The 26,558-nt window shown below is 47.7% G+C and carries 20 protein-coding genes; 13 read left to right on the top strand and 7 right to left on the bottom strand.

Going from position 1 to position 26,558, the window contains the following annotated elements:
- Positions 1 to 336 precede the first annotated feature (336 nt).
- The gene (gghA, locus tag AWQ22_RS14510; protein ID WP_198166506.1) at positions 337 to 2,886 is read left to right on the top strand and encodes a glucosylglycerol hydrolase; all 2,550 of its coding nucleotides are present in this window, start codon (positions 337 to 339) and stop codon (positions 2,884 to 2,886) included.
- Positions 2,887 to 2,942: 56 nt separating this feature from the next.
- Here the strand turns inward: gghA (AWQ22_RS14510) and AWQ22_RS14505 are convergent, their stop codons facing one another.
- From AWQ22_RS14505 to AWQ22_RS14485, 4 genes are all read right to left on the bottom strand, one after another.
- The gene (locus tag AWQ22_RS14505; RefSeq protein ID WP_071925393.1) at positions 2,943 to 4,061 is read right to left on the bottom strand and encodes a mannan-binding protein; all 1,119 of its coding nucleotides are present in this window, start codon (positions 4,059 to 4,061) and stop codon (positions 2,943 to 2,945) included.
- A 190-nt stretch (positions 4,062 to 4,251) separates the two neighbouring features.
- A complete protein-coding gene (locus AWQ22_RS14495; RefSeq protein ID WP_065711558.1) occupies positions 4,252 to 5,931 on the bottom strand; it encodes a PLAT/LH2 domain-containing protein in 1,680 nt (559 codons plus the stop codon).
- 621 nt (positions 5,932 to 6,552) lie between these two features.
- On the bottom strand, positions 6,553 to 7,758 hold the full coding sequence (locus tag AWQ22_RS14490) for an MFS transporter (protein ID WP_065711557.1): 1,206 nt from the start codon (positions 7,756 to 7,758) through the stop codon (positions 6,553 to 6,555).
- A 160-nt stretch (positions 7,759 to 7,918) separates the two neighbouring features.
- Complete coding sequence (locus tag AWQ22_RS14485) at positions 7,919 to 9,352, bottom strand: MFS transporter (protein ID WP_012308431.1); 1,434 nt, start codon at positions 9,350 to 9,352, stop codon at positions 7,919 to 7,921.
- A gap of 111 nt (positions 9,353 to 9,463) precedes the next feature.
- Between AWQ22_RS14485 and AWQ22_RS14480 the strand changes: the two genes are divergently transcribed.
- The 5 genes from AWQ22_RS14480 to AWQ22_RS14460 all read left to right on the top strand — a co-directional run bounded on the left by AWQ22_RS14480 (position 9,464) and on the right by AWQ22_RS14460 (position 15,847).
- A complete protein-coding gene (locus AWQ22_RS14480) occupies positions 9,464 to 9,709 on the top strand; it encodes a hypothetical protein (RefSeq protein ID WP_232321406.1) in 246 nt (81 codons plus the stop codon).
- A 179-nt stretch (positions 9,710 to 9,888) separates the two neighbouring features.
- On the top strand, positions 9,889 to 12,237 hold the full coding sequence (gene gghA, locus AWQ22_RS14475) for a glucosylglycerol hydrolase (RefSeq protein WP_065711556.1): 2,349 nt from the start codon (positions 9,889 to 9,891) through the stop codon (positions 12,235 to 12,237).
- Between the two features lie 81 nt (positions 12,238 to 12,318).
- A complete protein-coding gene (gene glpK, locus AWQ22_RS14470; protein ID WP_198166504.1) occupies positions 12,319 to 13,833 on the top strand; it encodes a glycerol kinase GlpK in 1,515 nt (504 codons plus the stop codon).
- 112 nt (positions 13,834 to 13,945) lie between these two features.
- On the top strand, positions 13,946 to 15,196 hold the full coding sequence (gene stpA, locus AWQ22_RS14465) for a glucosylglycerol 3-phosphatase (RefSeq protein ID WP_065711555.1): 1,251 nt from the start codon (positions 13,946 to 13,948) through the stop codon (positions 15,194 to 15,196).
- A gap of 69 nt (positions 15,197 to 15,265) precedes the next feature.
- On the top strand, positions 15,266 to 15,847 hold the full coding sequence (locus tag AWQ22_RS14460) for a Uma2 family endonuclease (protein ID WP_065711554.1): 582 nt from the start codon (positions 15,266 to 15,268) through the stop codon (positions 15,845 to 15,847).
- 20 nt (positions 15,848 to 15,867) lie between these two features.
- On the opposite strand, the gene ccmA is transcribed toward AWQ22_RS14460, so the two are convergent.
- Positions 15,868 to 16,722 (bottom strand): heme ABC exporter ATP-binding protein CcmA, encoded by an 855-nt coding sequence (gene ccmA, locus AWQ22_RS14455; RefSeq protein WP_065711553.1) that lies wholly within the window; start codon positions 16,720 to 16,722, stop codon positions 15,868 to 15,870.
- A 97-nt stretch (positions 16,723 to 16,819) separates the two neighbouring features.
- On the opposite strand from ccmA, the gene AWQ22_RS14450 reads away from it, so the two are divergent.
- The 6 genes from AWQ22_RS14450 (at position 16,820) to AWQ22_RS14425 (ending at position 23,077) form a co-directional block, all read left to right on the top strand.
- Positions 16,820 to 17,707 (top strand): glycerophosphodiester phosphodiesterase, encoded by an 888-nt coding sequence (locus tag AWQ22_RS14450; protein ID WP_065711552.1) that lies wholly within the window; start codon positions 16,820 to 16,822, stop codon positions 17,705 to 17,707.
- A 26-nt stretch (positions 17,708 to 17,733) separates the two neighbouring features.
- Positions 17,734 to 18,180 carry a hypothetical protein gene (locus AWQ22_RS14445; protein WP_065711551.1) on the top strand — a complete coding sequence of 149 codons (447 nt, stop codon included), beginning with the start codon at positions 17,734 to 17,736 and terminating at the stop codon, positions 18,178 to 18,180.
- A 76-nt stretch (positions 18,181 to 18,256) separates the two neighbouring features.
- Positions 18,257 to 19,873, top strand: coding sequence for an RluA family pseudouridine synthase (locus AWQ22_RS14440; protein WP_065711550.1), 1,617 nt, complete (start codon positions 18,257 to 18,259; stop codon positions 19,871 to 19,873).
- Positions 19,874 to 20,075: 202 nt separating this feature from the next.
- Positions 20,076 to 21,194, top strand: a complete 1,119-nt coding sequence (locus AWQ22_RS14435; protein WP_065711549.1) for a response regulator — start codon at positions 20,076 to 20,078, stop codon at positions 21,192 to 21,194.
- Between the two features lie 219 nt (positions 21,195 to 21,413).
- Positions 21,414 to 22,082: a Mo-dependent nitrogenase C-terminal domain-containing protein gene (locus tag AWQ22_RS14430; protein WP_065711749.1), complete on the top strand. Its 669-nt coding sequence runs from the start codon at positions 21,414 to 21,416 to the stop codon at positions 22,080 to 22,082.
- Between the two features lie 92 nt (positions 22,083 to 22,174).
- A complete protein-coding gene (locus AWQ22_RS14425) occupies positions 22,175 to 23,077 on the top strand; it encodes an acyl-CoA desaturase (RefSeq protein WP_071925392.1) in 903 nt (300 codons plus the stop codon).
- Positions 23,078 to 23,098: 21 nt separating this feature from the next.
- Here the strand turns inward: AWQ22_RS14425 and AWQ22_RS14420 are convergent, their stop codons facing one another.
- Both AWQ22_RS14420 and hemW read right to left on the bottom strand, forming a co-directional pair.
- Complete coding sequence (locus AWQ22_RS14420; RefSeq protein ID WP_065711548.1) at positions 23,099 to 24,037, bottom strand: GDP-L-fucose synthase; 939 nt, start codon at positions 24,035 to 24,037, stop codon at positions 23,099 to 23,101.
- A gap of 30 nt (positions 24,038 to 24,067) precedes the next feature.
- Positions 24,068 to 25,258, bottom strand: a complete 1,191-nt coding sequence (gene hemW / locus AWQ22_RS14415; protein ID WP_065711547.1) for a radical SAM family heme chaperone HemW — start codon at positions 25,256 to 25,258, stop codon at positions 24,068 to 24,070.
- 187 nt (positions 25,259 to 25,445) lie between these two features.
- Here hemW and AWQ22_RS14410 point away from each other — a divergent pair, with 187 nt between their 5' ends.
- The gene (locus AWQ22_RS14410; protein WP_012308417.1) at positions 25,446 to 26,525 is read left to right on the top strand and encodes a PIN/TRAM domain-containing protein; all 1,080 of its coding nucleotides are present in this window, start codon (positions 25,446 to 25,448) and stop codon (positions 26,523 to 26,525) included.
- Positions 26,526 to 26,558: the final 33 nt, after the last annotated feature.

Here is a 26,558-nt window from a genome sequence, read left to right as displayed (position 1 = left end):
CTTTCGGGCAAAACTTAATCTTAAATTAAGGTAGTTTTAAGCTCAAAAAATCGATGCATCACAAAGATTCCTGATGCTTTCTGAAGTAATTAAGGTATGAATAGCCGCATTTTAAAGTGATTTTTTGGGGGCGATCGCCGACAAATTGATAGCCGAAAAAATAATTTGATTCTGTCAGGATATATTGATTTATCTCATCGACTCATCAGTTATCTTTGCTGTTTTGCGATCAAAAGATAAGTCATTCGGCAGATGCGAGGATGCATGGGTTGGCAACGGGCGATCGCCCCAGGCACCCGATCCAATGAATTAGTTGTTGTTACGGTTACTTAGATAGTGAATACGGCCTCTCAAATTCAGCTTAGCGAAGCAGACACCCAAATTTTGTTAGATTGGGCAGCCCAAGTGACCCATTCCAATGAAAGTTATTTCCACAAGGGGCAACGCCTCGCCAAACGCTTGGGGGCCCATTACCGGGCGGATGGCCTCACAGAGATCGGTTTCTGGACACCGGAACTGGCAGGGGAAGTGATCCAAACAAACCGCGACATCTTCTTGGAAGTCTTTACCCCCCTCGAAGCGGTGGACTTTAGCGCTCCCAGCCAAACCATTAAGTGCCGCCGGGACTGTGTAGAACTCAAACAGCAGGGGGAATTCTGTTGGGGTGTGGTTGCGGGGATGCACCCAGGCACGAGGGAGCACATGGGCTCTCTGTATTGGTTGCGCTACTGCGATCGCCTCCAGAATGAAATTTCGATCATCCGTGATGTTTTGGCCTATTCTCTGCCCTATGGGGTTTTTGGGCCAGCGGAACTCTACGACATGGACAGCCTCCAGGGGCAACGAACAGACCTTGCCTATTTTGAGGCCCATTCGACCCCCCTCGACCCCGACCAAGCCCCCTGGGAACGGCCGATCCTTGATAATGCCAATGAAGTGCTGCCCCGGGTGCCAGCCCCTTTAAATATTTTGCAGGTTCACCTTAAAACAGCCTCCCCCGAAGGAACCCTAGCGGGCCTGACCCAGGTTTACCAGCGCCTCTCGGAAAAGATTGCCGCCGGAGAACCCCTCACCGCTGCCGAACAAAATTATGTCGGTTACGACGCGCTGCAATTGCTCCCCATTGAACCCACCATTGAATATCGCCTTGAGGGGGACAACCGCCACCACGAATTTTTTGCGATCGCCCCCAATGAAGCTATTGAAACCGGGGAAATGGCCTGTGGCCTCGAAGTAGAAGTCACCCTCCGCAAAGCCAAAACCCAAAATTGGGGCTATGATGTGCCGATTTTAGGGTCGGCGGCGACCAACCCAACGATCCTCAGTAGCCTCCGTCCCGATGAATTGGTGGACTTTATCAGTACCCTCCATAATTTTGCGGGGGGGCCGATCCAAATTATTTATGATCTGGTCTATGGCCACGCGGACAATCAATCGTTGGAGCTCCTGAACAATCAGTACCTCAAAGGCCCCAATATGTACGGGCAGGATCTCAACCACCAATTACCCCAGGTGCGGGCGATCCTTTTAGAGTTGCAACGGCGACGCATTAACTCCGGGGCTGACGGCATTCGCATTGATGGCGGGCAAGATTTCCGCTTCTTTAATCCCCTTTCCGGTCGCGTTGAGCAGGACGATGCTTATCTGTTGGCGATGAGTGATGTGATCCAAGATATTGGCGATCGCCAACGGTTACTCTTTACCATTTTTGAGGACGGTCGGCCCTGGCCCGAAGAAGGTTGGGAAAATTCTTCAACCTATCGCGATTTGATCGAATTGCGCCCAGAATCCTACCAATGGGGGCCATTGATTTTTGCCCACAATACACCCACCATCGAAGGGTTTTGGGATTACAAATGGAACCGCATTATTGAAGTGATGTTCCAAGGCGATCGCTGGATCACCGGTTGTGCCAACCACGATACGGTGCGGCGGGGGAACCAAATCGATGCCCAAGCCGCCGCCATTAACTGGCATTTGGGCGCGACCCTCAACGAAGTTATTTTAAATGCCTACGATAATCCGGCGACTACCCTCTGGGTCTATGGCTTTATGCCCGGCCTGCCGATGGATTTTATTAATTCTTTGATGCGGGCGCCCTGGGGCTTTTTCCGCAATACTGACGAACTTTATGGGGTCAAAGTCGCGGCGGAGGAAGTGGGCTTTTTGGACTGGCAGATTACTCCTGAATTATTTGCTAAACCCTGGGCCTTTCGGCATCTCAAACAGTTGGGCTTTGAGGATCTAGATTTTCTGAAGCGGTTTATGCGCGCCTTGAACGAGGCGATGATCGTTACAGATTACGATTTACAGAAAACCGCCGATCTGTGCCAACGCTGTATCGGTAATCCCGATGGGGTCTGTGAAGTTAAACCGATGCAGGAAATTGGGGAGTCCGATCACCAGGCTTTCCTCGACCATTTAACGGTGCCAAAACTGAAGACCATTGCCATGGCGTTTATGGAGGATGGCCACGAAACCTGTCGGGTTTCCCATTATCTCGACCGGGTTGATCCCGCCCAGACGGAATTTAACTTAGCCCTGCGGGAATATCGTCGCGCTCACCCTTGGCTGCGGGAAAATCTCCAGGAAGGCGATCGCTTTAATCGTCTCAGTAACGAAGAACACACAATCTTTTACGGTCTGCGCACGGAACCTCTTGCCGAAGAGAACGATCAAACCCCAGAACAAATCGTGATGGTGACCCACATGGGCGGCGAGCCAACCACCATTACCCTCGGTGATTGGCTCCAGTTGGATCTTTCTGAATGGCGTGTGGCGATCGCCACCCCTGGTTTAGACATTGGTCAAACAGAAGATGCGCTAAAGATCTTTGAACTAAAAGATAGCCAAGGCCTCGTTCTTGAGCGTATTTTTGACGAGTAAAAGCTAATGGTCTTGTTAGATCATTAATCCTAAGATCATCGAATGATGTTGCAAAATCAGAAAAGATAGATTGCAGATAGTCCATAATGATCTGACAAGTCACGCACCATTGTTCCACCAAATAAATTCAAAAAATCACCTTTCCCTGGCAGTTCATACTGGGAGGTTGTACGAAACTTTGTAAGATCAAGTGTTGTGCGATTCGGTTGAATACTTTCATTACTAACCAATACATAGTCTAGCCATTCAGATGGATCATTTGGATAGCGATATTTTGCGAGATCATTCATGCGAGGATCAAAAGTATAACCTTGGGGAATATTTCCTAAAAACTGAGCATTTAAAGTCTCAAGAGCATTGTCATATTCAGCAGTTTGATAATTAAAGTTCAGGTCACCAGCGATAATGATTGCTTCTCTCCGTGCTTGTGCACCCCCTGTTTTTTGATTAATAAAAGTCTCCAATTGTCTTAATTGATTTGCTCTGACACCGCTATTTTCCGTATCTGCTTGTAGATGAGTCCCAAAAATATGATAAATGATCCCTTCTTTATTAATTTTGGCGTACACAGCCCCCTTATTGGATTGACAATCAAAGCCACTACAATCAGAAAAAATAATCTGGTCAGTTGCCATGATCGGCCAGCGACTTTGCAGATATACCCCACCATCTTCTAGTTTTCCATTATTTGTATCTACTACTTCAGTAGCAGAGGAATACCCCGCTTCTTTTAAACTGCGCGATAAGTTGTTTCGAGCTTCATTATCGAAGGCTTCATTAATGACAATGACATCCCATGGGTTTGAATTACGAATCGCTGTGGCAATTTCTTGGGCGCGGTAATTTTGCATGAGATTGCCTTGGCCGGGAATATTGCGGCTTAAGAGCATTACATTGTAATTGAGAATAGAGAAACTTTTGCTCTCAAGATTATTTGAAAATTCAAGCTGGCAGACAGACATAACTCCTGAAATTGTTGTCCACCAGTGACCAGTCCAGGTTCCTCCTTCTTCCTGAGCGAGTCGGGGACACTTGATATTCGCATCACTTTGATTCCAAATTGGTCCAGCTTCAACGGCACGAGTTGTATTTGCAGTTGCAGGTAAACTCAAAGAAAATAGGAGGCTAATCGTTGAAGTTGTGAAACAGGAAAAGAGAGCAAGTTTGTTAAACATAATTTTTGTCGCTTTGAGTAGTAATTTTGTTGCTTTACTGGGGTGTATTTTGAGGTTGAATTTGACCTAAATAATATTTGATCTGATTATTTTGTGTTTGAGATGCTTACCGTAAAATACTTGATAAGTAAAATAGGCTCCTTGTTTTGAAGCCCTTAGATTACTAATTTGTTGATCGTCATATCCGGTATTAGCGGTAGAAAGAAGTCACAGCATATAGATCGCTCTTCGGCTCGTTATTTTGTCCATAGGAGATCATCTTGCGATAAATATCTAACTGAAGTTGAACATTCCGGGAGGAATCATTGAGATAAACAGACCAGTCGTCGCGTCCTGTTTCCTGGAAGGTGAATGTTACTTGACCATTAGCATTAAACTCTTGCCAAACTCCGGGACTGGTTTCTCGTAGATGACCGTTTGCAAATCTCGCTAGGGTAATATCTGAGGCTGTAATCGGATATAGATCACTTTTCGGCCCGTTATTTTGCCCATAGAAGATCATCTTACGGTACAAATCTAACTGAAGCTGGACATTCCGGGAGGAATCATTGAGATAAACAGACCAGTCGTCGCGTCCTGTTTCCTGGAAGGTGAATGTTACTTGACCGTTGGCATTGAACTCTTGCCAAACCCCAGGACTTGTTTCTTGCAGATAGCCATTCGCAAATTTGATCAGGGTTCCGGTTACGGCATTCGGTGTAGGAGTTGTTGGGTTTACGGGCGGTGTCGGGTTTGTGGGAGGTGCTGGCGTGGATGGTGTTTGACCAATGATTTGACCGCCTTGACCAGAGACAACCCAACCTGCTTGCAACCACTTGGGTAAATATTGACGACGAATCGTATTGACTTGGTCAGGATCGAGATGCGTAAACCATTCGTCTTCTAGAGTATCTAAACCAATTGTTGTAATTGAACCATCTTCGTTGCGCTGAGGGATAACGAGGAAATCACCTGAACTAACAGGACGAATTTGCGCACCAACTTTGCGGATAGCACGACTTTCACCCGTAGAGGAGCGATACACCTGTTCAGCATAGGGAACTTCAAACGTTATCTTACGGATGATCGCTGTATGAGCTGGTGCCATAAATGCCCAATTAAATTCCGAAGCGCTCATTTTTTCCTGGGATTCGGAACTTGCTTCATTAATGGAACGTTGCCATTCTGCACGGGCCTCTGCCCCAAAGGTTCCAGCCACGGTCTCCGGACTTTCATAGGTGATCGAAATTCCAGCGCCGACGGTATTAGTCGTGTCTTTAGATACAGAAACGCCATCGACCCGACTCCAGCTTTCTGTAATGCGCATTACTTCCTGCTCAAGAGTACCTGGGTTATTGCTGAATTGGGCCAAAGTAATTCTGATCGGGTTATTCACAACGGGGCCAGCAGGCGTAACCGTTACCCTAGGCAGTGCTCCCCCTGTGCGATTGAAGGATACGGGATCGTAATCTAAAAATTTGCGAATTGAGAATTCAGACCATCCGTCTGCATCATCTTTACGATTACAGGTGGTATCACGGTAAACCCGGACATAGTTGGCGGCCCATTTATCGGCTAGCCAGCCATCGACATCAATGGTGACTCTATTGATAAGGCCAATATCTAAGGTTTCATGGACAAATTCATCTAAATCATTATTTTCATGGCTACCTTGCAGTGTGAATTGTTCACTCGTGCCGTTTTCGCCATGCATCGTCATGTAAATAGGATTATCTGTACCAGAGCCGGAATCTGTGTAAGTTTTGACAGAGATACAGTAGGGAATGGTGCTTTGGGCTTGGGCGGGTTGGACTGTGCCCACGAATCCCAGCGTTAGTAAGCTTCCAAGGGCGGCATTTTTGAGGAGGGGAGAGGAATCAAAGTTAAACATAATTCTTAGTCTTTGTAAAAAGTTAGTCAGTTATGAATCAGTTGCAAGGTAGTAGTTATAGAAAAATTTGTCCTATGCAGTTTTTGATGGTTATGAACTGGAATTATTATTAATGAAGCCTTGAAACTACTGCTAAAAGAGAGTTTCAGGAAAATTTCGATTTTAATCGTTGAATATAGACACCACACATAATCTGTCTTATATCCAAAAAAAATTATTAAGATTCAGTGGGAAAAACTTCAAAAAACTTGTATCTTTGCTGAGAGTGCTGAGTCGTTTTATTTAAGCTGAATGCAAGCAAATTCAAGTAATGCCATTACTTTTGCATCCTAAAGCTGCATATTACAGCAAAAAAGTATTCTGTTTTACAAAACAGCTTGCATTGAAATATTTCTTATGAACTTTTCCGAATCTTGAGGCCTAACTTTGACAATTTCTCCATTGAAAAATCTGCTATTTTTACTGCCGTTTCTTCATCGACTTGAAGTGTGTTCTGTTATAGATTCCCCTCATCAATCCAGAGCAGACCGTAATGAAATACGGCCAAATATAGTCGGTTGAAGAAAGTGGCTTCAACCCCGAACAAAGGGAGCATCAAGACAAAAGTGGCAGCTTGCACAGTTATGATTTTGGGGCTTCGTTAGCTAGGGACGCACTCGCCTTTTTATGTTGGGAGATGAGAGCCAGAATTGTGGCGATCGCCAAACAAACCACCCCGACTAAGCCCTGCAAACGGTTTGCTTCTGCTGGTACCCACTGGGACAAAACCATCCCCGCAAGGCCAGAAATTCCAAAAAAGATGCCGATACCCAAGCCAGCCCAATCCCCCGGAATTGTCTTAAAAATGTAGGGTAAAGTGCCGTTTCTGACGGTCGCCAAGGCCCAGGCCCAGAGCAGAGCAATAACCACATAACCGCCATCCTGGGCGGGTGCCCCCAACAGCAGCAAGAGAATGATGGTCAACCAACCAAAGGCAACACCCAAGAGGGGATATCGCTGCCACCGGAGCGTTAGCCAACCTACAGGAATCGCCAAAATCGCCACCAGAAAATTTAAGCCCTGGCCGACACTGATCCCTAACGTCAGCGGAATTGAACCAAATAAATCGAGCCACCGCTGTAAAACAATTGCACTACCCCAGGTGAAGGCGATCGCCATGAGGATCGTTTGTACAAAACCCAACCAGGGTAAGGGGCTTGGGGTTGGTGCCTCCTCAATTAAGGGCGCAGCAGGCTTCGGTAGCACCAATCCTAAACACAAAGAGGCGATTAACAACGTCACTGATCCCGCAAGGAAAGCCGGTAAAGCTCCCACCGCTAACAATCCATTTTGAATACTCGGTTTCAGAACGCCCATCACCCCGATCACCATCGTCAGCACAGAGATGGCGAGGGGCAACTCGGCGCGGCTGGGGGTACTTTTGAGCAGTAGCACGTAAATCGGGGTACGAAACATCGTCATCGCCAAGGCCCAAGCAATGGCAACTGCGGGCAATACCCACCGCAATGGCAATTGAAACACTCCCAAGATCGGCAAGCCAATGAAAATAGCCGCCGCTAAAATCACCCCCAAACTGATTAAAGGCAACCGACTCCCTAAAAAACGCTGTTGGCGATCGCTCAAGGCCCCAAATACCGGTTCCATCACCACCGCCAATAAAACCTCTACCGTCAGCAGTTGCGCCGTAAAATCCTCTGAAAATCCCCACCCGCCCAACAACGTACCGAGATAGGCACGATAGGCAATCCACATTAAAGAGATCGCTGCCTGGATTGCGGCGATCGCCATTACCCGTCGCCAAAGAATATTGTTCTGTTTGGTTGCCATAAACTTGTTCTATGCCGCCACAATTTTTTTCACCATAGCGAAGAACGTTTAGCCCGCTATAAAAGCCTTACATCTTGCAATCTTGCGATAAAAAACTAAGCTATCCCAACCAATCTAGAGAACAAAAAATTAAGTATTTATTTACAGGATCAATCCTGTTTTATTTGGCTGGACTGGATAGGCGATCGCCCGCTTGGAGTTTGCGGCGGATCTCAGCATGAAACCCTTGGGTAATCGGATAAAAATAAGCCAAGATCAATCCCCCAATGAGCAACACCGTCCCCAAAGGGCCAATCACCAACCGAATCACCCAGAGGGCAGAATCAGGCTGTACCGCCGGGGGACTCCCCGGAACCCGCTCAATGTAGCCCGCCCAATCAAGGGCTTTGCCAACAATGTAAATCCCAAAGGCAATGCCGAGCTTTTGGAGCATCACCATAAACGCATAGAAAACCCCTTCCCGTCGCTGCCCGGTGCGCAGTTCATCGAGTTCGATCACGTCCGGCAACATCGACCAGGGAATCAAATAGGCCGTTGAAACCCCCAGGCCCGCCATAAATCCCAACAAAAACAGCCATTTTTCTTGACCCGGTTGTAGGAAAAATAACCCTGCTTGGGCGACAATCCAGAACCCCATGCCTAGAGCATAAACGGTGCGTTTACCCCAACGGCGACTGAGGCGACTCCAGACAAATAACATTAGTAGGGCTGTTCCCTGCACCACCAGGGCAAACTGGGTAAAGACAAAATCCGAAAGCCCTAGCCAACTCACCACAAAGTATTGCATCACCACCGCCGTAAGTTGCGCCCCCAGCCAGGAACAGAGATAAATGCCCATCACCAGCAGAAACGGGCGATTATTAAAAACAATCTGTAGTTGCTGCACCAAGGATAAACGGGGTTGGTGGCGCTGTTGGTGCTGTTGGCGATACTGCTCCATGAACTGCACCCGCTGCCACGTACCGCGCACACACCAATACATACTGCCAAGGGCGATCGCCGCTGTGATTACCGCCAGCACAAGGTAACGCTGGGACACCACCGGCACCACCCGAAACACTCCCTGGGCCAGGGCCAGCGCCAAAATACTGCTCCCAATGGCAAAGGTAAACCGAAAACTATTGAGTTGGGTGCGCTCATTATAATCAGACGTCAACTCTGGGGTGAGGGCGACGTAGGGTAAAAAAATGACTGTGTAGGCCGTATTGAAAATCAGCGCCAAGGTAATGTAGTAGATCAACAACCACTGGGTATTGGTCGTCGGAATTCCCCACATGGCCACAAAGCACAACGCAAACGGAACCACCCCAAAGATCATCCAGGGAAAACGCCGCCCCCAGCGAGAAGTAGTGTGATCGCTCAACCAGCCCACAACAGGATCACTAATGGCATCCATTACCTTGCCCACCATCAGAATTAAGGCGCTTTTATCCGGTGGTAAACCCGCCACATCCGTAAAGAAAAATAAGACAAAAAAGACCAGGATATTCCCAGTCATAGAAACACCAACGGTGCCTGCGCCATAGGCCAGTTGGGTACTCAGTTTGAGGGGGGCGAGGGCCTGATGGGGCGGGTTAGAAGACGGATTGGACATTAACAAGTTCACGCAACAGTCTAAAAACTAACACTATTTGCTTAGGGTCGATGCCCTTGATGGTGTTTTAGCCACTTTACTGAGCAGTGTAAAATGAGATTATCCTAAGCAATGATGCCCATGCCTGAAAGTGGAACCAGTGAAAAACTAGACCGAATTGAAGCTACTTTAGAAAAATTAGGTTCTGAAATCAGTTCCCTTGGCGATAAGGTCAGCAAGTTAGATGGTGATGTGCGGATTATTAATGACCGCGTCGATACATACCAAAAAGCCTCTACCCAAGTCGTTAACCTTGCTTTTAGCCTGATTGTGGCGGCAACATTGGCGATTATTATTCCGATCATCTTTGGCAGATAATCCAAGGCGATCGCCACAGTCAAAAAAATTTTCTATCCCATAATTGGGAACACTGCATCGATCAACTTTATTGTGACAAACTAGCTTTGGAATTTTTTGTCACTAAGATCAGCATAGTAAAATGGCGACTGTAGCAAGCACGGGTAAATTGTCAATTACAGTTTTGCCCTCAGGTTCGCGTGAATATTTCACCCCCCATTCAACTTGTCGAAGCCCCCACCCAAGCTTTATTGACCTGGGCTAAGGCGATCGCCACGGGCACCCCAGACCCATTTCAGCGGGGGCAACAACTGAGTCAGAAATTGGGCGCAACCTATGGCAGTGATGGCCTAACCCAAATAGGATTCTGGATTCCGGAGGTGGGCGATCGCCCCGTTTACCTCGAAATTTTTACGCCCATGGAGGCAATCGATTTTCGCCTTGCCGATCAAGTCATTCCGTTCCGTCGGGAGGTGCTAGAGCTGCCGCGCCAAGGGGAATTTGCCTGGGGTGTTGTGGCGGGTCTCAAAGCTGGCACCCGTACCCAAGCGGGATCGTTTTACTGGTTGCGCAGTGGTGAACAGATTATCCGCGATGTCTTTGCCCACTCCCTGCCCTACGGTGTGTTTGCGCCAGCCGAGCTCTACGACATCGCCCAACTGGAGCGAGACAGGGCCGACCGCGACTATTTTCACCAGGAAACTTGGGTCACACCGCCCCGCAATATTTTGCAAATCCATGTGGGTACCGCTTCCCCCACGGGCACCCTAGCTGGACTCACACGCATTTATCGTGACCTCGCCCGCAAATTGGCCAATAGCCAACCCCTCACCGCCGCTGAAAAAAACTATGTGGGCTTTGATGCGATTGAACTGTTACCCATTGAACCCACGGTGGAATTTCGCCCCGCCGAAAATGAAACAATCCATGCTTTTTGGCAAATTCGGGCGATCGCCAACCAAGAAGTACAAGTTCACTTGAAAAAACCAGACACCCAAAATTGGGGCTATGACGATCTGATTTTAGGGGCAGCGGCCACCAGTCCCGCCCTCCTCAGTACCCTCAGACCCGCCGAAGTTGTGGATTTTATTGCCACGCTCCACACCGCCTTTGCCCGCCCGATCCAGATTATTTTCGACTTGGTTTACGGGCATATCCATCACCAAGCCCTGGGATTAATTAATGCGCAATTTTTCCGGGGCGCAAATATGTATGGCCATGATACAAATCAGCAAAATCCGATGGTGCGGGCTGTTCTCCTGGAGTTGCAGCGGCGAAAAATTAATTTAGGCGCTGATGGGATTCGGGTCGATGGGGGTCAAGATTTTCAGGTGTCCGACGCCATTTCCGGCCAACTAGACTATGACAATGATTTCCTGCTGAAGATGGCTGCGGTACCCCAAACCGTTGGGACAGCGACCCGCGAGCTGTACACCATCTATGAAGATGGCCGCCCCTGGCCCAATGTCGGTTGGGAAGATATGGCTACCCATTTGGATTTAATTTACCTAAAGCCCGATTGTTTTCAATGGAGTCCGTTGATCTTCGAGCATAATACGCCCACGTTACAGGGATTTTGGCAACGGGAATGGCGGGATGTGTGCAAAATTATGGCCCATGGCGATCGCTGGGTGACCGGTTGTGCCAACCATGACACGGTACGCAAGGGCAACCACATTAACACCGTCGCAATTCGCATTAATGAATATTTAGGGGATTCTTTGCCAGAAATTTTACAAAATGCCTACGATAATCCGGCAACCCAATTGTGGATCCATGGCTTTAGTCCAGGAATTCCGATGGATTTTTTAAATGCATTAATGCACACTCCCTGGGGCTTTTTTCGGAATACAGATGATCAATATGCCGTCAAAATTATGGCGGACGAAATTGGCTTTCTCTATTGGCAAATTACGCCGGAAATTTACCGACAATCCTGGGCATTTCGGCGGTTTAAAACCATGGGCTTTTATGATCTCTCGTTAATGCGGCAGTTCTTTAAAGCAGTGGAACAGGCCATTGAAGCGATTGGCTATGATCTACCAAAGCTGGCGATTTTTCTGCAAACCGAATTAGAACCACAATTTGATTTTTTAAAGCCGATTACCATTGCCAACCTGAAGGAAATAGCGATCGCCTTTATGGAGGATGGCCACGAGGCTTGTCGGGTCTCCCATTATTGTGGATCGGTACCGGATGAGCGGGCGAGCTTTAATTTACGTTTGCGGCAATATCGCCAGGCCCAGCCTTGGCTGCGAAATCATCTCGATCCTGCAAGGGGCGATCGCCTGCACCATTGGTCGGATCACCAACGCACCATTTTCTACGGCAGGCGCACCAATCCCGACACCCAACAGCGGCTTGTGTTAGTGGCGCACATGGCTGGGGTTCCGAAGACCGTTGAGATTGGTAAATGGCTCGCCCTGGATTTGGATCGTTGGCAGTTGGCGATCGCCACTCCCACCTTAGAGATCAATACAAGCCGTGACTTAGCTCAAATTCACCTGCATAATGGCGAAGGTTTTCTATTGTCTGAAATCCCTCCTTAAACGATAAATTCCAAACTAAAATCGACTTAAAAACACACCTTTTAAATTTATCTAACCCCTTTTAAAAACCTTATTTCAACAATGACCATGGCCCATCAAAAATACATCCTCGCGCTAGACCTTGGTACTACTGGCAATCGTGCCCTCTTGTTTAACCACAAAGGCGATATCGTTGCCCAAGCTTACAAAGAATTAACCCAATATTATCCCCAGCCCGGTTGGGTCGAACATGATGCAACGGAAATTTGGAATGACACCAAAGCCGTCATGCAACAGGTCGTCAACAATAGCAGCATTGAAAGCCAAGACATTGCGGCGATCGGTCTCACGGTACAGCGAGAAACCTGTGTTCTCTGGGATAAGACCACTGGCAAACCCCTCCATCGGGCCATTGTCTGGCAAGATCGGCGGACAGCTCCCCTCTGTCAAACCCTCAATGCAGCAGGGAAAGCGGCAGAAATTTACAACAAAACGGGCTTAGTGCTGGATGCTTATTTTTCGGCAACAAAACTGAACTGGTTACTAAGCTGGGCCAAGGAAAATAGCGCTGTCAATCCCAATAATGTCCTTGCGGGAACCATCGACACCTGGGCCTTATGGAATCTTACGGGAGGCAAAGTCCACGCCACAGATCACAGTAATGCCAGCCGGACAATGTTGCTCAATCTCAACCAAAAAGATTGGGATCCGGATTTGTTAGATTTATTCGATATTCCCCGCCAGATGATGCCAACGGTGCAGTCGAGCCTAGGGGAATTTGGTAAAACTGATCCAAGTTTATTGGGGGCGGCAATTCCGATCACCGCCATCTTTGGGGATCAACAGGCGGCCCTCTATGCCCATGGTTGCGATCGCCCCGGCTTATTGAAATGCACCTATGGCACAGGGGCGTTTTTGGTGGCGCACACGGGCGACGAGATTAAACGCTCCAAACATAAGCTCCTAACGACCATCGCGTGCACCCAAGCCCATCATGATGGCACAAATCTCGATATTGGCTATGCCCTCGAAGGGAGTATGTTCACCGCTGGGGCTTGTATCCAATGGTTGCGCGATGGCCTACAAATTATTGAAACGGCGGCGGAAACGAATGATCTTGCCCAAGGGGTGAATGATAACGGCGGCGCTTACTTTGTCCCTGCCCTGAGTGGCCTGGGGGCGCCCCACTGGGATATGAGTGCCAGGGGCGCATTTCTCGGTTTAACGAGAGGCGTCAAAAAAGAACACATGGTACGGGCTGTCCTAGAGGCGATCGCCTACCAAGCGAAGGAAGTAGTCGAAGCAATTAACCAAGATTCTGGTACCCCGATCCAAGAATTAAAAGTCGATGGCGGCGCGTGCAATAACGACTTTCTGATGCAATTCCAGGCCGATGTATTGGGCATTCCCGTGGAACGTCCTGCGGTGCTGGATGCCACGGCCCAGGGAGCAGCCTTTGCCGCCGGATTGGCCGTTGGCTTTTGGGATGATTACCAAACCCTGGTGCAAAACCGCAAGATTGATTACGTTTTTAAACCCAGTGCCAACGCCTCCCAAGCCCAAGCGCATTTCAAAATCTGGCAAAAAGCCGTCGAACGAGCGAAAAACTGGGTCTAAACTTCCTCCTTGGGGAGGGCTTCTGCCCACAGCAAGTCCCCCTTCACAAAGAAGATCTAGGGGATACGAATTCCTCAAACTACTGCACACCCATTGAATTTCAAAAGACTTTATGACTGCTTTACTGCTCCATGACCAACATTATTCCCTTGATCATGAAGCCTTCCTTTCAACCCTCAGCAACACAGAAAATTTACTCATTATTCAGGATTTAGATGGCGTTTGCATGGGGTTAGTCAAAGACCCTTTAACCCGCAAAATTGATCCTGACTATATCCGCGCCACACGCAAGTTTAAAGACCACTTTTTTGTCCTCACCAACGGTGAACATGAAGGCAGAAGGGGAGTAAATCGCATCGTCGAACGGGCATTTCGCAATGTTGCAGCTAAAGATGAAACAAGCTATTTACCCGGTTTAGCGGCGGGGGGCGTGCAATGGCAGACGGATAATGGTCAGATTTCCCATCCCGGTGTCAGCCAGGCAGAGCTAGATTTTCTTGGAACGGTGCCAGATTTAATTGGTCAATGTTTAGGGCGATTTTTTACTAAATACGCTGATATTTTCCCCGCTGAGCTTCAACCTGAGCTGATCCATGCTTCTGTTTTAGATAATCTCGTTTCGCCAACGGCAAATTTAAATGTCCTGGCCGAATATTTAGGCGATCGCCTAGAGATTTACCAAGACCTCCAGCGCACCATGGAAACCCTGATGAATGATTTGCTTGAAAAAGCGAGTCAACAGGGTTTAGACAATAGTTTTTTCGTGCACTATGCGCCTAATCTAGGCAGAGATAATGTGGGGAAAGAAATTGTTCGCTTTGCCACAGCCAAGGATTCTGGCACCACAGATTTTCAGTTTATGGTGCGTGGTGCCGTCAAAGAAGCGGGGGTTTTAGTGCTGCTGAATTATTATTATGCCCAACGCACGGGCCACTATCCCCTAGGGGAAACCTTTAACGCTCGCCAAGCGCCCCAAAACCACGAGGAACTATTGCAACTGGTGCAAGAGAATTTTGATCCGCAATTGATGCCGTTAATCGTTGGCGTCGGCGATACGGTCACAAGTCACACCGAAGGCGATCAAGTTCGACGGGGGGGGAGCGATCGCCTATTCCTTCAGCTCGTCCAAGACATTGGTAAATGGGCAAAGAGCGGCAATCTCGTCGTGTATATCGACAGCTCCCAGGGAGAATTAAAAAATCGGATTCCCTTAAAACTGGGGACAATCAATGGTCAAACCCAAGTGATTGGGGGCATTACCGATCCGGCTGATCCGTTACAAATTAACGTTGCTTTTCCGGGAGGGTTTGAACAATACACCGCCCTTTTTCAACAAGCTGCGACAAACCGGGCTGAAAAATAAGAGGTGAATTTGAGCCTTGAACAAGCTCACTATAATGGCAGTAGTAGCCCACCGGTGGAAGTTTAGGCAATGGACGTGACCCTTCCTTTAGAGTTAAATCTTGAAAATTGCAATTTCAGCGACGAACAATTTTTTCAACTCTGCCAGCAAAATAAAAATTTCCGTTTTGAGCGGAATGCCCAAGGAGATTTAGCGATTATGTCCCCCACTGGTGGCGAAACTAGCGAACGTAATGCCAGCCTCACTGCACAATTATGGCTCTGGAATCACCAATGCAAACTGGGTAAAACATTTGATTCTTCTGGGGGATTTATTTTGCCCAATGGGGCGATGCGATCGCCTGATGCCGCCTGGATTCCCTCGGCCCGCTGGGAAGCCCTCGCACCGGAAGTAAAGACGAGATTTTTACCCCTCTGTCCAGATTTTGTTGTGGAGCTATTGTCACCGACGGATTCCCTAGCCCGCACCCAAGCCAAATTACAGGAATTTATCGACAATGGGTCGCGGTTGGGTTGGCTAATTAATCGTCAAAATCGGCAAGTTGAGGTGTATCGCAGCGGTCAACCCGTAGAAATTCTTGAGCAACCTGAGTTTCTCGATGGCGCAACTGTCTTACCGAATTTTCAATTGGATTTGAGCACCATTTGGTGAGCGTTGACTTCGTTCAAAACTTAGTCCAACTGCCGCCCGGTGAGTTCGACGAAAATATCTTCGAGGTTGGATTCGCGCACCATCATGCTGGTTTTATCGGGCAAGTTGTCGAGATAATGTTCTGCCTCTTGGAGGGTCGGGAAAAATTTGTATTCCCAGCGATCGCCTTTTTGTTTGACGACTAAACCTTTGCCATATTTTGCCTGGAGTTCCTCGAAAGTGCCCTCGTCGATCAGGCGACCCGCTTCCATAATGCCAATGCGATCGCAGAGGGTAGCAGCTTCCTCCATGTAGTGGGTGGTCAGGAGAATCGTCATGCCATTTTTGTTGAGGTCACGAATGATTTCCCAGAGACGACGGCGGGTTTGGGGATCCAGGCCAACGGTGGGTTCATCGAGAAAGAGAATTTTGGGTTCATGCAACAGAGCACGGGCAATCTGGACGCGGCGTTTCATCCCCCCCGATAGGGTTTTCACCAGAGCATCGCGGCGATCGCTCAGTTCTACATACTCCAGAGACTGACGAATTAACCGTTGCCGACGGGGATTGGGAATATGGTGTAGGCGGCCATGGAATTCCAAGTTTTCCCAAACCGTGAGATCCACATCCACACTCATCTGTTGCAACACCACGCCAATATTGCGTTTGGCATGGGCGCGATTTTGCATCACATCTTCCCCAGCAATGGAAATTTTGCCGCTTGTGGGTTCGGTGAGGGTGATCAACATCCGGATCGTGGTGGATTTCCCCGCCCCGTTTGGCCCCAACAGACCGTACATTTCCCCAGCTTGAATCGCAAAGGAAAGCTCATTGACCACCGGGACTTTACTAAAAACCTTGGTGACTTTATCGAGGGAAACCGCCGCAGATGTCATGGAATTTGTAACTGTTTGTAAAGTTTACTGTCCCCATTATGCCCTGTCGCGCTGTTACTTTTTACCGTGGGAGAAGTGATTAGAGGATTTTTCCGCGATGCAATCGAGATTTTTTCAGCCGTCCGCACATCCCCTAATCTTGGGCCATCGGGGGGTTGTGACCGATCACCAAGAAAATACCATGGCGGGTTTCCAAAAGGCGATCGCCTTAGGTTTAGACGGCGTTGAACTCGATACTTTCCTCACAAAGGATGGCAAATTGGTGGTTTTCCATGACCTCTATACCAAGCGGCTGACGGGGGTCACAGGGAAAATTACCGAAATGACCTGGCCAGAGATCCAAACCCTGCGCATTAAAGATTCCCTCAAAATCGGCAAACAAACCTACACCTATCCCCAACCCGAAAAAATTCCTCTCCTTGAAGATGTGTTGAGCGAACTGCGGGGCAAATTGTTAATCAATATCGAGATGAAAGCCCCCCGCCTCAACCTCCAGCAACGGAAAACAGGCATTGCCGTCGCCCAATTGATCGAAAAAATGGGGCTGCAACAGGAAGCATTTGTTACCTCCTTTAGTATTTGGGCTTTGATCTGGCTGAAGCTCACCCATCACCCCATTGAAACAGGCATTCTCTACTCGCCTTTGGTGACCAAAAATTTCTTCATTCGCAAATTTACTGAAAGTCACATTTTAGAAAAAATCCTCGATGCCAGCTTAGTCAGTCTCAACGTTAATCTATTTAAAAAACAAACCATTCAGCGACTCCATCAACACCAATTAGCCGTCGGTGCTTGGACGATTTTTTCACCACCCCATAAAAGTCAAAACCCGAAAAAATTGGCCCAGGAATTAGCCCAGATTGATCGCCTTGTAGAACAAAACATTGATTATTTCATTACCGATCATCCCCGTCACCTCCAGCAGCATCTCCAGCAGCAACCGCAACCAATGGCTCAGCTCCTAGACGGCGGCGAAGTATTCTAAAGACGCAACAAAAACCAAACCAACCGATGACTTTTCGCCCTTTTACTCAGTTAATTCTCAAGACACATCTTCAACCAGCAGCAGTACGACAAAGATTAGTCGATGCCATTCAAAATCACATTGTTCGAGGTACCGTCAGCCAAAACACATTTGAAATTCGACGTGTCATCCATTACACAAATTCTTTTCTGCCGATCATGAAAGGTAAAATCAAATCCACAGGGGAAGGAAGCATTATTAAAGTGACAATGGCCCCGCATATTTTAATAATCTGTTTCATGGTTGGTTGGCTGGGTTTTGCTTCTGGATTGTTAGCGATCGCCGCTTTTCATTTACTAGAATTATCTATTGTTCTAATCGGTTTCATTCCCGTGGGGATGCTTATTTTCGGCTATATTTTTGTCACGGCAGCATTTAAGTTTGAGGCACGCCAATCAATATTATGTTTGCGCCAACTATTGGCAATCGCATAGGTCACCAGCGGACAAACGGTGTGCTCACGCCTAAAATAAAGGGCTTACGTTTACAAAAGATGAGCGTCGTATTGTCATGGCTTCGCCCCGATTCCCCTATCAACCACAATTGGAACCCGATGTTGTTACTGCTTGGTATGAGGGGGTTTGTCCGGCCACTAAACAACTTTGTCGTCTCCCCCGCACCAAAAATGCTGAGGCGATCGCCCGTGAATTAATGGCGGAACTAAGGGAAAATCCGGATTTTAATTGGGAAGGGAAAATGTACGGGGTATTGCTAGCAGAAACGGCCACCGGGCAACGGGTATTTCTCAAGGCATTTTCGGGACTGCTTAAAGGCGAAAAAGTCCTCCCCGGTTGGGTGCCACCGATGGATGGGGGCGATCGCCTGATTTTAGAAGAGCAAGAAATTCTCGCCCAGTTACGCCAGATTCGCCGGGAAATCCAACGCCTAGAAACCCTACCAGAACGAAAAACTTACCAAACGTTGCAGCAACAATGGCAAACAAAAATCGCGCAGTTTAATCAAGAACGTCGCCAGAAAAAACAGGTACGCCGCCAAAAACGCGAAGTTTACCAGACCCATTTAACGGGAGCCGAATTAGCGCAAGCGATCGCCGCCCTTGAAGAAGAAAGCCGCCAGGAAAGCAACCACAAACGCGATCTCAAACAGGCCAGGGATCAAGAGATTAATCCTCTCACGGTGATTATTGACCAAGCTGATCAAGACTTACAAAGCCTCCGCCAGCGCCGCAAAACCCTGTCTCGCACCCTCCAAAAACGGATGCACCAGGTCTATCACCTCAAAAATTTTCAAGGAGAATCAAAGGCGATCGCCGATTTATTTCCCACTGGTTTACCCACCGGCACCGGCGATTGTTGTGCGCCTAAGCTTCTCAACTATGCCGCGAAACAGAACCTTAAACCCTTGGCCATGGCGGAATTTTGGTGGGGTAAAAACAGCCCTGACAAACAAGTAGGCGAATTCTATTTAGCTTGTGAAGAGCGCTGCCAACCGATCCTCGGCTTTTTGCTTTCGGGCTTGGGGGGGAAATCTTTTCAAGATATTTTGACGACCCCAGAAATTCCCCTAGAAATCATCTACGAAGATCACAGCCTTATTGCCATCCATAAACCCGCTGGTCTCCCCTCGATTCCAGGGCGCAGTAGCCAGACCTATGACAGTGCATTTTCCCGATTGCGCCGCGATTATCAAGATATTTTCCTTGTCCATCGCCTCGACCAAGATACGTCCGGAATTCTTTTATTTGCCAAAAACGCTGAAACCCAACAGAATCTGCAAACCCAGTTTCGCCGCCGCAAAATTCATAAAGAATACGAAGCTCTCCTAGAGGAAAAAATTCAGCGTCCAGAAGGAATAATTACCCTTCCCCTCTGGGCAGACCCTGGCGATCGCCCCCGGCAAAAAGTAGATGCGCAACGGGGCAAACCCAGCGAAACCTATTTCATTAAATTAGATTCCCATCGCCTCAAACTCAAGCCAATTACAGGCCGCACCCACCAACTCCGGGTCCATTGCGCCCACCCCGACGGGTTAAACAATCCAATCCTTGGCGATCGCCTCTATGGCAACCGGGCCGCCCCCCGTCTACATCTCCAGGCCACAGCCTTAACTTTTATGCACCCCAAAACCAAAAACCCACACACAATCCAGAGCGCCCCAGAATTTTAACGTTTGTATCATCAGAATAAGCATCATGAAAGCCGGATGGCATACTTTTTGAACTCTTTACATTTTTCTAAAAAAATTAATGGAATAATAAAAGAAAACTAGGGTTTAAGCCAAACCAATGTTTTAATGCGCGTAATTCTCATCATTTCAATGCCATCCTGTCAGGGGTAATTCCAAAGCCAATGTGGTGAACTTAAGCATTATGATTCAAGATTCTTATCTGCAGCACCGAGGCGATATTTTAATTGTTGATGATGTTCCTGAAAACCTACAACTTCTTTCAGAAATTTTGGTTGAAAAGGGCCACGAAGTGCGACAGGTGATCAATGGCAAACAAGCCCTCAAAGCAGTGGCAGCGGATCCCCCTGATTTGATCCTGCTGGATATTAAAATGCCCATCTTAGATGGTTATGGCGTTTGTCAACGGCTAAAGGCTAATCCAGACACCGCCAAAATTCCCATTATTTTCATCAGTGCTTTAAATGATGTTTTCGATAAGGTGAAGGCTTTTTCCTTAGGGGGTGTTGACTATATTAATAAGCCCTTTGATATGTATGAGGTGCTTGTGCGCGTTGAAAATCAACTTAAGATTTTGCGTAATGCCCAGGAGCTTGAAGAAAAAAATAACCAGTTAGCCCAGATCAACCAAGATCTAAAATCCTTTAACTATATGGTTTCCCATGATTTACGGCGGCCATTAACGAAATTATTAGGGTTTTGTGACTTGCTCTTAGGTGATGTTGATACCTTTGACGAAGAAACCTTAGAGACGTTAGATATTATTGCGAATTCTGCTAAGGAAATGAATCATATCATTTCTGACTTGATGCGCCTTGCAGAAATCAAAGAAAAGCAATTAACCCTTGAGAGGATTAATTTAAGTGAAATTGCCATAGAAATTATTCAGGATCTCCAAGGTGAAACCCCTGATCGAGCCATAGAAATTAAAATCGAACCGGATGTAATTATCCTAGGCGATCGCCCGCTCCTTAAGATGGCCTTTGAAAACCTATTTGAAAATGCCTGGAAATACACCAGCAAGGTCAAAAATCCTCAAATAAAATTTTATAAAATCGATTCTCAAACTTACTGCCTAGAAGATAATGGTGTTGGTTTTACCGCAGAACATCTAGAAGAGATTTTTTTGCCATTTAAGCGACTCCACACCCAATCTGAATTTGAAGGAACAGGAGTTGGCTTAGCAATTGTTAGGCGTATTATCGAAGTGCATCGGGGACAGATCTGGGCCGAAACACGGGTTAACCAAGGGGCTAAATTTTGTTTTACTTTTGGTTTTGATCTACCTCCAACAAATACTTAGAAAATATTCTGTAAATCACAAAACAGTGTTTAGAAAATTAGCTTATTAAAAATCAATAAATAACATCGATTTTACCTCATTAATTTAGTTAAAGCAGCCCGAAAAATTGATAATTAGATCTTAATCTTTTTGGGGCATGGATTAATTTCACTGTATTTTCTATGGCTTCTTGATTTCTTGCCTACAATGGGGAAAGAGTTACAGATTTTTGAAACAGCTATGAGTTCTGCGAGCACAACTGTCTACAGCGATCGCCAAATCACGGCTTGGTTACGGGGACTACTGACCATTGCCTGGGCCGACGGTCATTTTGATGCCGAAGAGCAAGAGCTCATTACGCGACTGACCCAGGACGAACTCGCCCCCCACAGTAGCCTAGGGGACTTAGAACCGATTACGGGCCAAGAGTTGGCGGCTGACCTCGGAGAAGATCTCAATATCCGCGAAAATTTTCTCCGGACAGCGGTGATGATGGCGATCGCCGATGGGGTCTACTCCATTGTTGAAGCCGATCAAATCAAAGCCTTTGGGAAAGCCCTTGGGGTAGATCTCAGCGCCCTCCATAACCTTGAAAAAACCCTCTACGACCCCGAAACTGTCACCACCGAAACCCCCCAACCAGAAGTTCACCTTGATGCCCTTAAACCAATCCGCAACTGGCTCGATGGCATGGACATTGACGATCCCCGCGTGGCCCGCTTCATCTGTAAGATGGTGCCGCCCCAATGCCCCTTTGAGCGGGATATCAAGCTATTTGGCAAAAAAATTGTCCATATTCCGCCAATGTGCAAACTCAACCCCCTCTATGAACAATTGGTCGGCCTCCGCTTCCGTTCCTTATCTTATTTAGCCGATGACTGTGACGAAGACATTTCCGAATTTATTTGACCCGACCGCAAGGGATTCGGGACTTACGAGTTGTAAAGTTATGTAAAAACACGGTTTCATAGAAGATATTCTCAACTCGTTAGGAAAGCATTTTGACGCATTACAGCAACGTTCTTGACCCGATTCCCTCTACACCACCACAACCTAATCCCCGTCCCCGCAACTATTCTCGACTAACGCTCCTCAGCTATGCCACTGGCCCAGTCTGGATTATCCTTTGTCATCTCGGCATGGCGATCGCCTTTTTTACAGGTCTCAGTTGGGGAGCTATCCTTTGGATTATCTTTTGGTACTGGCTGAGAATGCTCGGCACCACTGCCATCTACCACCGTCTCCTGACCCACAAAGCCTACCAAGCTTCCCCCTGGGTGAAATGGATCGGCAGTTTTATTACTGCCTCGGCGGGGCAAATGGGGCCGAGTTGGTGGAAAGCTCACCACGAAGATCACCATCGGTTTAGTGACCATCCCGGTGATCCCCACAGCTCTAAGGAGGGGTTTTGGTGGGCCCATTACCGCTGGCTCATTTCTCCCAATACCTTCCCGAAAAAATTGCCCGCTGACATTGAGCGAGATCCAATCCTGAAACTGATTGATCGCTTCCATTTTGTGCCCCTCATTGCCCTAGGCGCATTGTCCTATGGGGTCGGCGGCCTGGAATATCTGGCCGCATTTTTTATCAGCACCACTCTCCTATTTCATGGTGTCGCTTTCGTGAATTCCGTTTGTCACAAATGGGGCGATCGCCCTTTCCAAACCACCGATCACAGCCGTAACAATGGTTGGGTTGCCGTCCTTGGCCTCGGAGAAGGTTGGCACAATCTGCACCATGCCTTTGGTTGGTCGGTACGCCACGGAATCACAATTCAAAAAGGTAAGGTGAAATACCTACCGGACTTTACCTATTCTTTTATTCGTCTCCTGGAGCGCATGGGATTAGCCAGTAAGCTAAAACAACCCACCGTTACCGATCTACAAAACGCGGCCAATTCCTAGATTTTCCCCAAAGGGAAATATTTATTCTGGGTTCTGGCAATACCAATCAATAGTCTCCTGTAAACCCTGCCGTAAACCAATCGCTGCCTCGAAACCAAATTTCTCCTTGGCTTTCTGGGTATCTAGGCAACGGCGGGGTTGTCCATTGGGTTTATCCGTTTCCCAGATAATCTCTCCGTCAAAGGCCATTAGTTCACAAATTAGCTCGACCAAATCCTTAATAGAAATTTCTGTATTGGTTCCTAGATTGATGGGGGCTGCCTCATTATATTTTTGCGTTGCTAAAACGATGCCCTGGGCCGCATCCATTGCGTGGAGAAATTCCCGTGTTGGGCTGCCATCTCCCCAAACCTTGAGCTGTTTAACACCATCCCGTTGCGCTTCGTAGACTTTACGGATTAAAGCGGGGATCACGTGGGAACTTTCCGGTTTGAAGTTATCCCCAGGGCCGTAGAGGTTTACCGGGAGTAGATAAATACCATTGAAACTATATTGCAGGCGGTAGGCTTCTAGTTGCACGAGGAGCGCTTTTTTGGCGATGCCGTAGGGGGCATTGGTTTCTTCGGGATAGCCTGCCCAAAGATCCTCTTCTTTGAAAGGTACAGGGGTAAATTTCGGGTAAGCGCAAATCGTCCCGACACAGACAAATTTTTCGACCCCCGTTTCGTAGGCACTGTGGATTAGCTGGGTACCCATCATTAAATTGTCATAAAAAAGTTCAGCGGGTTTCTCCCGGTTGAGGCCAATTCCCCCCACGTGGGCCGCCAGGTGAATGACGATATCCTGACCTTGGACTGCTTGCTGACAGGCTTCGAGACGACGTAGATCACAACTGGAAGAACGGGGGACGGTAATATTTTCCGGTTGAGCACCGGCTTGGATCAATTGGTGAATTACTTGTTGGCCGAGGAAGCCAGCGCCGCCAGTGACAAGGATTTTTTTCTGAGAAAGATCAATCATGGGTAGGGAAAGAGAAAGGGAAAGGCGTGATTATTCTACGGGGTTTTCTGGGTCGAGGTGGTGGAAAAGTTCCGCGAGAATGGTGTTGGAGAACAGTAATCCTTCTGGATCGCTTAGGGCAAGACGTGGTGGCGTTGTGGGGGAAAGGAGAGCCCAGCCTTTCTGAAAAGCGGGTTTTAGGATTTCTAGAATCTGATCCACACGACTTTGGCCAAATTCTGTGATCAGTTGAGATAAATCCAAACCTTCCGTTAAACGGAGACCCAACATCAAGGTTTCAAGGAGGCGATCGCCTTTTGTTAAGACCGCCACGTCTAAAACACCATTATTTTGTTCGTATTGTTCAACCCAGGCGTAATATTCGGCGCGGGTGCGGGGCCGAGAAAAGCGCTGATTTTGGGTAAAACTGGCGGCCCCCATGCCGAAACCATAGTAGGGGCGATTTTCCCAATAGACGCGATTGTGCTGACATTGGTAGCCGGGTTTGGCATAGTTGGAGATTTCGTAGTGGTCATAGCCTGCTTTGCGGAGGGTTTCACTGGCGAGGCGATACATGGCAGCGGTATTTTCATCGGAAGGAAGGGGGCGTTCACCAGGTTCGTATTGTTTGCCAAAGGGGGTTTGGGGTTCGATCACTAGGTCATAGCAGGAAATGTGGTGGGGATTAAGGGCGATCGCCTGATCAAGGGAAGCTTGCCAATCGTCGCGGGTCTGATCTGGTAATCCGGAGATCAGATCCAAACTCCAGGGGATCTGCGATCGCTCCAGGTGATCACACGCAGTAAATATATTTATTACCCTGTGCGATCGCCCACAGTTTGCTAGCAAATTATCCTGAAAAGCTTGTACCCCAAGGCTTAGGCGAGAAATACCAATATTTTTGTACCGGATCAATTGTTCTAAAGAAAAAGTACCTGGATCAATTTCAAGGGAAATTTCTGCTGACTGGGCAATGCCAAATCGCTGATCAAGGGTTCTTAAAACTTTTTCCAAGAGATCTACTGGAAATAAAGAGGGTGTGCCGCCCCCAAAGAACACCGTCTTTAACTCGCCCCCCAGGATCGGTGTTGCGCGGATTTCCCGACAGAGCCAGGCCCCGTATTCCTCCATCTGGGTGCGAATCCCCGCAGTTTGTTTTTCCCCTGTCACCGTAATCGGAAAATCACAGTAGAAACAACGGCGTAAACAGAAGGGGAGATGGAGGTAGGCACTGGTAACCACGGTAGAACAGTCTCAATGGGGAATAGGAAGCATTTAGCTGGAAAATTGGCGCAGAAATCAACAAATTTTGTTAATTCCCAGAGGCGCGAAGGAATAGAAGGCTCACCGATATAATGAGGGCATTATTCTCCATTATCCTAAACCCCAAATTCCCCCTAAAACTGGGACTTATAGCCGGGTAAGACCTATGTTCGATATTTTCCTTGTTCTGATCTTTGTGGTGGCGATCGCCCTTGTGGGATTTGATGTCATTGATTTACTCCCTGCCTCCGTGCGTGACCAAGCCTCCAACATTGACGCCCTCCGGTGGGTGGGGGCCGGTTTTGCCTCACTCCTGGGCCTTTCCATCGGTCTCCTCGCCCAGAGTACCTATCGCCGCTTCGAGCAACAATTTCGGCGCACCCCCATCGAAATTATCGTCACCCGTGCTGTGGGTTTAGTGATTGGGCTTTTGGTGGCAAATTTAATGCTTGCTCCCATTTTTCTGTTGCCCATTCCTTCAGAGTTTGGTTTTCTTAAGCCTACCTTTGCCATTCTCGGCAGTATCACCTTTGCCTACCTTGGCGTAAGCCTCGCCGATGTCCACGGGCGCACTTTTCTGCGGCTGATCAATCCCAATAGTTTAGATACTCTCCTCGTTGCTGAAGGAACCCTCCGTCCTTCGCCGACAAAGATCATCGACACAAGCTGTATCATTGACGGTCGCCTAGAAGAACTCCTTAAAACAGGTTTTATCGAAGGACAAATCCTCATTCCAATTTTTGTCCTCAACGAATTACAGCAACTCGCCGACGCTAGCAACGACCAGAAACGCGCCAAGGGTCGTCGGGGCTTAGATATTCTCCAGAGTATGCAAAATCGTTTTCCCAAACGGGTTTCTGTCAACCCCGCAGACTACGATGACATTGCCACTGTGGACGCTAAATTAGTGCATTTGGCCCAGGAAATTAATGGGATTCTTTTGACCAATGATTACAATCTGCAAAAGGTTGCTAATCTCCAAAAAGTCGAGATTTTAAATATTAATGACCTTGCCCAAGCGATTCGTCCGATCTATCTCCCTGGAGATAATTTAGATGTAAAAATTCTTAAGCAAGGAAAGGAAGAAAAACAAGGGGTGGGTTATCTCGAAGATGGCACCATGGTCGTTGTCGAGGAAGGGAAACAATTTATGGGTTCCGATGTCGCTGTAACCGTTACTTCATCTTTACAAACCTCTGCGGGACGGATGATTTTTGCGAAATTAAGTTCTTCCCTGGCTCTTTAATTAACTGGTTAACTCTCTTATGATTTAGTGCGT

This window comes from Picosynechococcus sp. PCC 7117 (assembly GCF_001693275.1).
In the GTDB taxonomy this organism is placed as follows: Bacteria; Cyanobacteriota; Cyanobacteriia; order Cyanobacteriales; family MRBY01; genus MRBY01.
The sequence above is the reverse complement of the archived record's forward strand: the minus strand, read 5'-3'. Positions and strand labels throughout refer to the sequence as shown.